The following is a 7,770-nucleotide window of genomic DNA, read 5'->3' on the forward strand; positions in this document are numbered from 1 at the left end:
CACGGGTCGACCCCGGCGGGGCGTCACAGCCCCACCTTGCGGAGGAACTCGCCGAACGACTCGTCGACCCCGGCGAGCGGGCCGTCGTCGTGCAGCTCGATGCTCGCCGTGACGGGCGTGCCCGACGCGACGAGGCCGTGCTCGGCCCCGCGCACGAGCGCGTCGCTCGTCACCTCGATCGTGGCCTCCGCCTGGTTGGCGGTGTTCTGCACCGCGACCGACGCGACCTCGCCCGCGACCTCCGCCTGGTTCGGCAGGACCACCGTGACCTCCGCGCCCTGGCGGACGCGTGCGAAGTCGCTCGGGTCGAGCGTCAGACGGGCGTCGACGAACAGCGACCCCTCCCGCTCGAGCGACGCGACGACCTCTCCCGCCTGGACGAACCCGCCCTCGCGGGCCGCGACGTGGGTGACGACGGCGTCGTAGGGAGCGACGAGCGTGATCGTCCCGTCGGGCGCCACCTGGTACGCGGACGTGTCCGCGCTGACGAGCCCGAGCGCGATGTCGTGCTGGAGCGTCAGGCTGCTCACGGTGAACAGGGGGTCGCCCGCGGCGACCTCGTCCCCCTCGGCGACCTCCGCCGCGGTGACGGTCCCCGCGTAGTCGCTGCCGACGTCGAGCACCTCCGCCCGGATGGTGGCCGTCGTGCTCGTCGCCTGCCCGAGGCGCCGGTTCATCACGAGCGTGAGCGCCGCGCACACGAGCACCACCACGAGCAGCCCGCCCACGAGGCGGAACCGGTTCGACCAGGTCATGCGACACCTCCGAGGGGACCGTGCGTCTCGAGGTGAGACGACAGCGTGGCGGCGGGGAGTGCGGACGACGCCGGGTGACTCGACCTCGAGGCGGCGGGGAGGGGAGGCCGCGCCGGGTCGGGGCGGGTCTGGCGGGAGGCGCCGAGGGACGAGGTGCCGGATGGTAGACCCGGCGCGGCCTCCCCTCCCCGCCGCCGGACGGAACGCACAGCACGCCGCGAAGCACGCGACTCACGCCCAGCCGTCACGACGAACGCCCCGAGGATCAGAGTGTTGGTGACGTTCCACGCGAGCGCGAGGCTCGGCATCGGGTCGCCCCACTCCTTCCAGACCCCCACCACCGACGTCACGAGCAGGAACGCGAAGAACAGCACCTGCGGGATCATGTAGTTGAACGGCGAGGAGACCTTTCCCTTGCTCCCGGTCACGTGCCACGCCTGCTCCTTGCCCGTCAGCGCGTTCCACATAGCCTTGGTGTAGATCGGGAACGACACGGACGCGAGCATGAGCACCTCCCACCGGAACGACCCGAGCGTGAAGAACGCGATGGCGATCTGGAGGACGTAGAACCCCGCGTAGTAGAGCAGCCACGTGCCCCACGAGATGGTGAGGTTCATGGGTGTGAGGTCGAGGTAGATCTGGAGCGGCGGCACGAGCAGCAGCACGAGCGGCGCGATGCCCGCGAGGTAGTGCGTCGCGGTGACGGTGTACTGGAGCCGCTGGTCGAGCGTGAGGGTGCGGCGCGGGCTGAGCGGGTTGTGCTGGAGCAGGATCTCGAACCCGCCGGTCGCCCAGCGCAGCTGCTGCTTGGTGTACGCCTCGACGGTCTCGGGGGTGTCGCCGACGGCGAGCGTCGTGGGGATGTAGATCGTGCGCCACCCGCGCTCGTGGAGCATGAGCGACGTCCACACGTCCTCCGACTTGGAGTCGGTGTGCATGCCGCCGATGTCGTCGATCGCGGCACGGCGGAAGATGACGTTGGTGCCGACGCAGAACGCGGCGTTGAACCGGTTCCGGCCGGGCTGCACGAACCGGTAGAAGACGGCCTGCATGTACCCGGCGCCGCGCGAGATGAGGTTGTCGAGGTTCCCGTACGTCTGGGGGGTCTGGACGAACGCGACGTCGTCCTTGACGAAGAACGGCACGGTCTCGACGAGGAGCTCCGGCCTCGCGACGAAGTCGGCGTCGAGGATGACGAAGAAGTCGCCCTTGGCGATGGCGAGCGCGTGGTTGACGTTGCCGGCCTTCGCGCCGTTGCTCGACAGGCGCCGCACGTAGCGTGCGCCGAGCTGGGCGGCGAGGTCGCGCACGTCGTCGGACCGGCCGTCGTCGAGCACCCACGTGCGGTGCGTGCCGCGCAGCGCGACGGCGGCGCGGACCGTGCGCGCGATGGTGTCGAGGTCCTCGCCGTAGGTCGTGATGAGGACGTCGACGGCGACGGGGCGGTCGTGGAGGTAGAGGTTCCAGCGCGTCGGGTCGTCCTCGGCGCCGTCCCGGATGATCTCGGGGACGTCGAACAGGCGGTCCTTGGCGTGGTGGAACGAGAACCCGCGCGGGTCGTGCCCGCTCGACAGCACGGTCCACATCGCCAGCAGCGCCTGGGCGACGAGCACCGTCTCGGCCGTGATGACCATGACGTAGGGCAGCGTGTCGCCGCGGTTCGCGGGGTTGAGCAGGAACACCGCGTACGCGACGACGCCGAGCGTCGCGAGCAGCATGATCATGACGAGCGACGGCGAGCGCGCGGCGGAGTTCTCGTCGCGCGGCGGGCCGGTCGGACGGTCGGCGTTGGCCCGCGGGCCGAACGGGGCGGGCCGCACGTGCTGCGTGCGGCGCGGGGTGACGACCAGGCGGTCGAACTCGGATACGGCCATCGCGGGTCCTCGGCTCTCGACGGGTCCCGTGCAGGACCCCGGGGGTCGGGCAGTGGACGGGGGAGTCGGCGGGCAGATGCCGGCCGGCTCCCGAGCCCGGGTGCGGCGACGTCGTCGGCGTCGTGAGTGCGTGCGTGGCACTTCTGTCGAGCCCCCTGCCAGGCGCCCTCGCGCGGAGGTGCCCGGAGACGGATCGAGGTGGCCCGCTCGGAGCGGGCCACCTCGTCGTCTGCGCCGAAGGTAGCGGTACGAGGCGGTCGTTGTCACGGGTCGCGCGAGCGGTGGCCGCCACCGCCTCGGCGCGTGGCAGCGAATGTGAACGGACCGGTCGAGACCCGGCGCTGCACCGTCCTCGCGGCCCGGATCGTTGGCGCGGCGCCGCTCCCGTCCCCGCCCGACGCCGTCCCGCCCCACGCGGTGAACGCTCACCCGAGCGGCGGTCCGCACGGCCCGGAAACGCACCGTTCACGGACGGAAACGGAGAATTCACGGCGCCGACGCTCCGCACGTCCGACGGGTGGACGCCCCGGAGGGCGAGCCGGCCGTCCACAGAGATCGCGCCGCCACGCACCGAGGGACGGTCACCGCTACCGCACCGGGAGGGTGTAACGCACCGGCGAGCACCGGACATGAGACGGTCGTCCACGTCGCCCGGTCGAGAGGACCCCGGATGCCCGCCCCTGACCGCCCGCCCGAGCGGACCCCGTCGGCCCCACCGCCGGACGAGGACCGCGCGGCCCGGTTCACCGCCCTGTTCGAGGCCACGCACCGTCCCCTGCTCGCCTACGCGGTGCGACGCGTGGCCGACCCGTCCGACGCCGCCGACGTCGTCGCCGAGGCGTTCCTCGTCGCCTGGCGACGCATCGACGACGTCCCGGTCGGGGACGACGCGCGACCGTGGATGTTCGGCGTCGCACGCCGGGTCCTGGCCAACCTCCACCGGGGCGCGCGGCGCCGGCTCGCCCTCGCCGACAGGCTCCGCGCCGAGGTCGCGGAAGCGGTCCCGCCGCCGACCGGCGAGGTGAGCGACGTCGAGCGCGCGCTCGCGCTGCTCGGCCCCGACGACCAGGAGCTGCTGCGCCTCGTCGCGTGGGAAGAGCTCGCGCGCGACGAGATCGCCCTGGTGCTCGGCATCTCGCGCGCCGCGGTCCGGGTGCGCCTGCACCGGGCGCGCCGGCGGCTGGCCGAGCAGCTCGACGGACTCGTGGCGCCCGGCGCACCCGGCGCACCGGCGTCAGCGCCGCAGCGGAAACGGGACGACCCGACCGGACACGTGGTCACCGGGTGGGGACGACCCCGCCCCGGAACCGAGGAGGCACGATGACGGACCCGATGATGCAGCTGCGCAGCGTAGACCCGGCCCGGCGTGCGGGTCTCGGTGCCGTGGACGAGGCGGCGTTCGCCGCCCTGCGCGAGGAGATCCTCATGACCACCACGCTCGATACGGCGACCACCGCACCCGCCGCACCCCCGTCACGTCGTCGACGGCTCGGGCGCCGCGGCGCGGTCGCGCTCGGACTGGCCACCGTGCTCGCGGGCGGCGGCGTCGCGTACGCGGCGGTCCAGGCGTTCCGCGGCTCGTCGGGCGAGGGGGTCACCTGCGTGAGCGCCTGGAGCCCCGACGTCGCCGACGGGCTCGACGTCGACGCGGCCGGGCCCTGGCTCACCGGCGACCCGTACGCGGACTGCACCACGCTCCTCGCGGAGCAGGGCCTGCCGCCGATCGAGGACCCGGTGGCCTTCGCCTGGGACGGCCAGACGTACGTCGCCCCGGCCGACCAGGTGCCCGACGGCGTCGAGCGGCTCGAGGGCCGCTCGGCGGTGGACCCCGCCGTGGTCGAGCTGCAGCAGAGCGTGACCGACCGGGTCGACGGCGGGGCGAGCACGTGCCGCACCGTCGCCGAGGGTGTCGCCTGGGCCGAGGACGAGCTCGACCGGCTCGGCCTGGACGACTGGTCCGTCGAAGAGCGGGACGCGCTGCCCGAGCCGGTGGGCGAGGCGCAGGTCTGCGCGGAGGTGGCGGTCGACGTCGGCGGGCGCGCGATCGTCGTCGGGGGGACGACGGGCTCGGACGGGATCCTGGAGGACCCGCTGGTCGCCGGGATCGTGGCAGCGCTGAGGAGCGGGATCACCGACCGGTGCGTCTCGCTCGACGAGGCCCGGGTCGTCGCCGACGACGCCCTGACGGCGGTCGACGGCCCGTTCCCGACGACGAGCGTGCCGGACGAGAGCGTCACCTGTGCACGCGTCGACCTGGTCGTCGGCGGCAGCTTCCAGGCCACCGTCTACGGGCCGACCACCGCCGGCTGAGCGACCACCGCCCGGTCGACGCCAGCCGCGCTGGTGGGGCCGCACCCCTCCCCGCGTCGCGACGGGCCGCCCGTCGCGACGCGGGTGTGGGCGTCAGGGAAGCTGCGGCACGACCTCGCTCGCGATGAGGTCGAGGTGGTCGAGGTCGTGCAGGTCGAGCACCTGGAGGTAGAACCGGGTGGCGCCCTGCTCGGCGGCGGCCGCGACCTTGTCCGCGACCTCGGAGACCGTCCCGGCCAGGCCGTTGCGCCGCACCTCGTCGGGCTCGCGGCCGATCGCCTCGGCCCGGCGGCGGAACTCCGCCTCGTCCTTGCCCACCGCGACGACGAACGCGGCGGAGTACACGAGCGAGTCGGGGTCACGGTCGGCGTCGAGGCACGCGGCGCGCACGTTCTCGAACCGCTCGGGCAGGACGCCCGGGTCGGGGAACGCCGCGTTGAACTCGCTCGCGTACCGGGCCGCGAGCGCCGGGGTGCGCCGGGGCCCGTGGCCGCCGACGATCACCGGGACGCGCTCCTGCGCGGGCTTCGGCAGGGCCGGGGAGTCCGTGAGCGTGTAGTGCTCGCCGCTGAACGAGAACGTCTCGCCGACGGGCGTCTCCCACAGCCCGGTGATCACCGCGAGCTGCTCCTCGAGGATCCCGAACCGCTTCTCCGGGAACGGGATGCCGTACGCCTCGTGCTCACGGGAGTACCAGCCCGCACCGAGACCGAGCTCGACCCGGCCACCCGACATCTGGTCGACCTGCGCGACCTGGATCGCCAGCACGCCGGGGTGGCGGAACGTCGCCGACGACACGAGCGTGCCGAGCCGGATGCGGCTCGTCTCGCGGGCCAGACCGGCGAGCGTCGTCCACGCGTCGGTCGGGCCGGGCAGCCCGTCGCCGTCGCCCATGACGAGGTAGTGGTCGGAACGGAAGAAGGCGTCGAAACCGAGGTCCTCGGTGGCCTTCGCGACCGCGAGGAGGTCGTCGTAGGAGGCGCCCTGCTGGGGCTCGGTGAAGATGCGCAGGTCGATCTGGGTCATGCCGTCACCCTGCCACACCGGGTGACTGCCCCCGCCCGCAGGAGACCGCGTCCCGCGAGGTAGAACGTCCAGTCGCGAGGTAGAACGCGCAGAGCTCTACCTCGCGGCGTGACGTTCTACCTCGGCGAAGGCACCGGGCGGCGGTGCGGTCAGTCGGCGAGCGGGACGAGGTCGAGCTCCTGGAACTCCGCGACCTCGGGGACCCAGCGGTCGGCGACGAACCCACGGTGGTCCGGGTGGGCGTCGTACGCGGCGTACGCGGCGTCGTCGTCGAACACCATGGAGAACTGGAACGCCAGCGGGCTCTTGGCGCTCACCTGGCGCGAGACCGTGAAGTCCCGCACCCCCGGGATCGCGGTGAGCGTGCGGCGCGCGGTGCCGAGGAACTCGGCCTCCTCGGCGCTGCCGACAGGGTGGACGAGGCGGAAGGCGACGGTGTGCTGGATCACTCCCCCACCATAGGCTGGCGGCCATGCGCGTGAGCACCGTGATCCTGCCGATATACCCGTGGCGCGAGGGCCGGGAGGTGTGGCACGAGGCCGACGACCTCGGGTTCCACGCCGCCTACACGTACGACCACCTGTCGTGGCGGACGTTCCGCGACGGGCCGTGGTTCGGCGCGGTCCCGACGCTCGCCGCGGCGGCGGGCGTGACGGAGCGGGTGCGTCTGGGCACGCTCGTGTCGTCGCCGAACTTCCGGGAACCGGTGACGTTCGCGAAGGACGTCATGACGCTCGACGACCTCTCGGGCGGGCGGGTCACCGTCGGTCTCGGCGCGGGCACGACGGGCTTCGACGCGACGGTCCTCGGCGGCGAGCCGTGGTCCGCACGGGAGCGGGCGGACCGTCTGCGCGACTTCACGGTCCTCCTGGACCGCCTGCTCACCGAGCCCGCGGTGACGCACGACGAGGGCCACTACCGCGCGCACGAGGCGCGGACCATCCCCGGTCCGGTCCAGTCCCCGCGCGTGCCGTTCGCGATCGCCGCGACGGGTCCGCGCGGGCTGCGGCTCGCTGCGCGCTACGGGCAGGCGTGGGTGACGACGGGCGACGGCCGCCTGGGCGACGACGCGACCCCGGCACGGTCGCGGGCGGCGGTCCGCGACCAGGTCGAGCGGCTCGAGGGCGCGTGCGCCGACGCCGGGCGGGACCCCGCGTCGGTCGAGCGGATCCTGCTCACCGGCTTCACGCCCGACCGGGCGCTGGAGTCGGTCGACGCGTTCGTCGAGGCGGCGCGCGGCTACGCCGAGGTCGGCATCACGGAGATCGTCGTCCACCGGCCCGTCCCGGGCACGCAGTTCGCCGCGGACCAGCGTGTCTTCGAGCAGATCGCGACCGACGGCGCCGCGCAGGTCGCCGACCTCTAGGGCCTGTTTCGGAAGTGGTCAGCGGTGGCTGATCCAGTCCAGGAGGTGGCTCGTGATGGTGGTGTGGTCTGCCTCGGTCGTGGTGTGCTCGCCGGTGGCGGCGTCGCGGTGCTCGATCTCGTAGCCGCCGAGTGCTCCGGGGCGGGTGTGGACCGAGATCGACCAGTCGATGTCCTCGTCGTCGGGGTAGATCACGAAGAACGTGTTGGTCGTGGCGTTCAGGTCCGCGAGCATGCCCAGGATCTCGACGTGGCCGGGGTCCTGGACGTAGTCGCCGTCCTCGGTATCGGCGTAGCACGGCGGCCGCTTGGACAGCCAGGACGGCAGCGAGTTGTTCACACCGGTCAGGATGCCAGCGCCTGGCCCGCCCGGACGACGGCGGTGATCCAGTCGTCGAGCGCGGCGACCTTGACGGTCGCCTCGTAGCGGAGCTGGAGCT

General features: G+C 73.3%; 8 protein-coding genes. 3 read left to right on the top strand and 5 right to left on the bottom strand.

Annotation, left to right across the window (positions count from 1 at the left end; translation table 11 throughout):
• Positions 1-23: 23 nt before the first annotated feature.
• Together ACZ402_RS17425 and ACZ402_RS17430 are read right to left on the bottom strand one after the other, a co-directional pair.
• Positions 24-755: an efflux RND transporter periplasmic adaptor subunit gene (locus tag ACZ402_RS17425; protein ID WP_375825899.1), complete on the bottom strand. Its 732-nt coding sequence runs from the start codon at positions 753-755 to the stop codon at positions 24-26.
• Positions 752-2,629 (bottom strand): glycosyltransferase family 2 protein, encoded by a 1,878-nt coding sequence (locus ACZ402_RS17430; RefSeq protein WP_375825900.1) that lies wholly within the window; start codon positions 2,627-2,629, stop codon positions 752-754. The genes ACZ402_RS17425 and ACZ402_RS17430 overlap by 4 nt, the downstream gene beginning before the upstream one ends.
• 670 nt (positions 2,630-3,299) lie before the next feature.
• Here ACZ402_RS17430 and ACZ402_RS17435 point away from each other — a divergent pair.
• Together ACZ402_RS17435 and ACZ402_RS17440 are read left to right on the top strand one after the other, a co-directional pair.
• Positions 3,300-3,953, top strand: coding sequence for an RNA polymerase sigma factor (locus ACZ402_RS17435; protein ID WP_375825901.1), 654 nt, complete (start codon positions 3,300-3,302; stop codon positions 3,951-3,953).
• On the top strand, positions 3,950-4,939 hold the full coding sequence (locus tag ACZ402_RS17440; protein WP_375825902.1) for a hypothetical protein: 990 nt from the start codon (positions 3,950-3,952) through the stop codon (positions 4,937-4,939). The genes ACZ402_RS17435 and ACZ402_RS17440 overlap by 4 nt, the downstream gene beginning before the upstream one ends.
• Positions 4,940-5,032: 93 nt before the next feature.
• Here the strand turns inward: ACZ402_RS17440 and ACZ402_RS17445 are convergent, their stop codons facing one another.
• Together ACZ402_RS17445 and ACZ402_RS17450 are read right to left on the bottom strand one after the other, a co-directional pair.
• Entirely contained in the window at positions 5,033-5,956 is a 924-nt protein-coding gene (locus ACZ402_RS17445) for an LLM class F420-dependent oxidoreductase (RefSeq protein ID WP_375825907.1), read from the bottom strand.
• 158 nt (positions 5,957-6,114) lie between these two features.
• On the bottom strand, positions 6,115-6,414 hold the full coding sequence (locus tag ACZ402_RS17450) for a Dabb family protein (protein ID WP_375825903.1): 300 nt from the start codon (positions 6,412-6,414) through the stop codon (positions 6,115-6,117).
• Between the two features lie 23 nt (positions 6,415-6,437).
• On the opposite strand from ACZ402_RS17450, the gene ACZ402_RS17455 reads away from it, so the two are divergent.
• A complete protein-coding gene (locus ACZ402_RS17455) occupies positions 6,438-7,331 on the top strand; it encodes an LLM class flavin-dependent oxidoreductase (RefSeq protein ID WP_375825904.1) in 894 nt (297 codons plus the stop codon).
• 18 nt (positions 7,332-7,349) lie between these two features.
• Here the strand turns inward: ACZ402_RS17455 and ACZ402_RS17460 are convergent, their stop codons facing one another.
• Positions 7,350-7,670, bottom strand: coding sequence for a hypothetical protein (locus ACZ402_RS17460; RefSeq protein ID WP_375825905.1), 321 nt, complete (start codon positions 7,668-7,670; stop codon positions 7,350-7,352).
• Positions 7,671-7,770: the final 100 nt, after the last annotated feature.

Source organism: Cellulosimicrobium sp. NPDC030954, from assembly GCF_055571305.1.

Excerpts from the sequence above, each read along its gene's own strand:
- ACZ402_RS17425 (WP_375825899.1), bottom strand. The coding sequence starts at position 755 with ATGACCTGGTCGAACCGGTTCCGCCTCGTGGGCGGGCTGCTCGTGGTG.
- ACZ402_RS17435 (WP_375825901.1), top strand. The coding sequence starts at position 3,300 with ATGCCCGCCCCTGACCGCCCGCCCGAGCGGACCCCGTCGGCCCCACCG.
- ACZ402_RS17455 (WP_375825904.1), top strand. The coding sequence starts at position 6,438 with ATGCGCGTGAGCACCGTGATCCTGCCGATATACCCGTGGCGCGAGGGC.
- ACZ402_RS17440 (WP_375825902.1), top strand. The coding sequence starts at position 3,950 with ATGACGGACCCGATGATGCAGCTGCGCAGCGTAGACCCGGCCCGGCGT.
- ACZ402_RS17430 (WP_375825900.1), bottom strand. The coding sequence starts at position 2,629 with ATGGCCGTATCCGAGTTCGACCGCCTGGTCGTCACCCCGCGCCGCACG.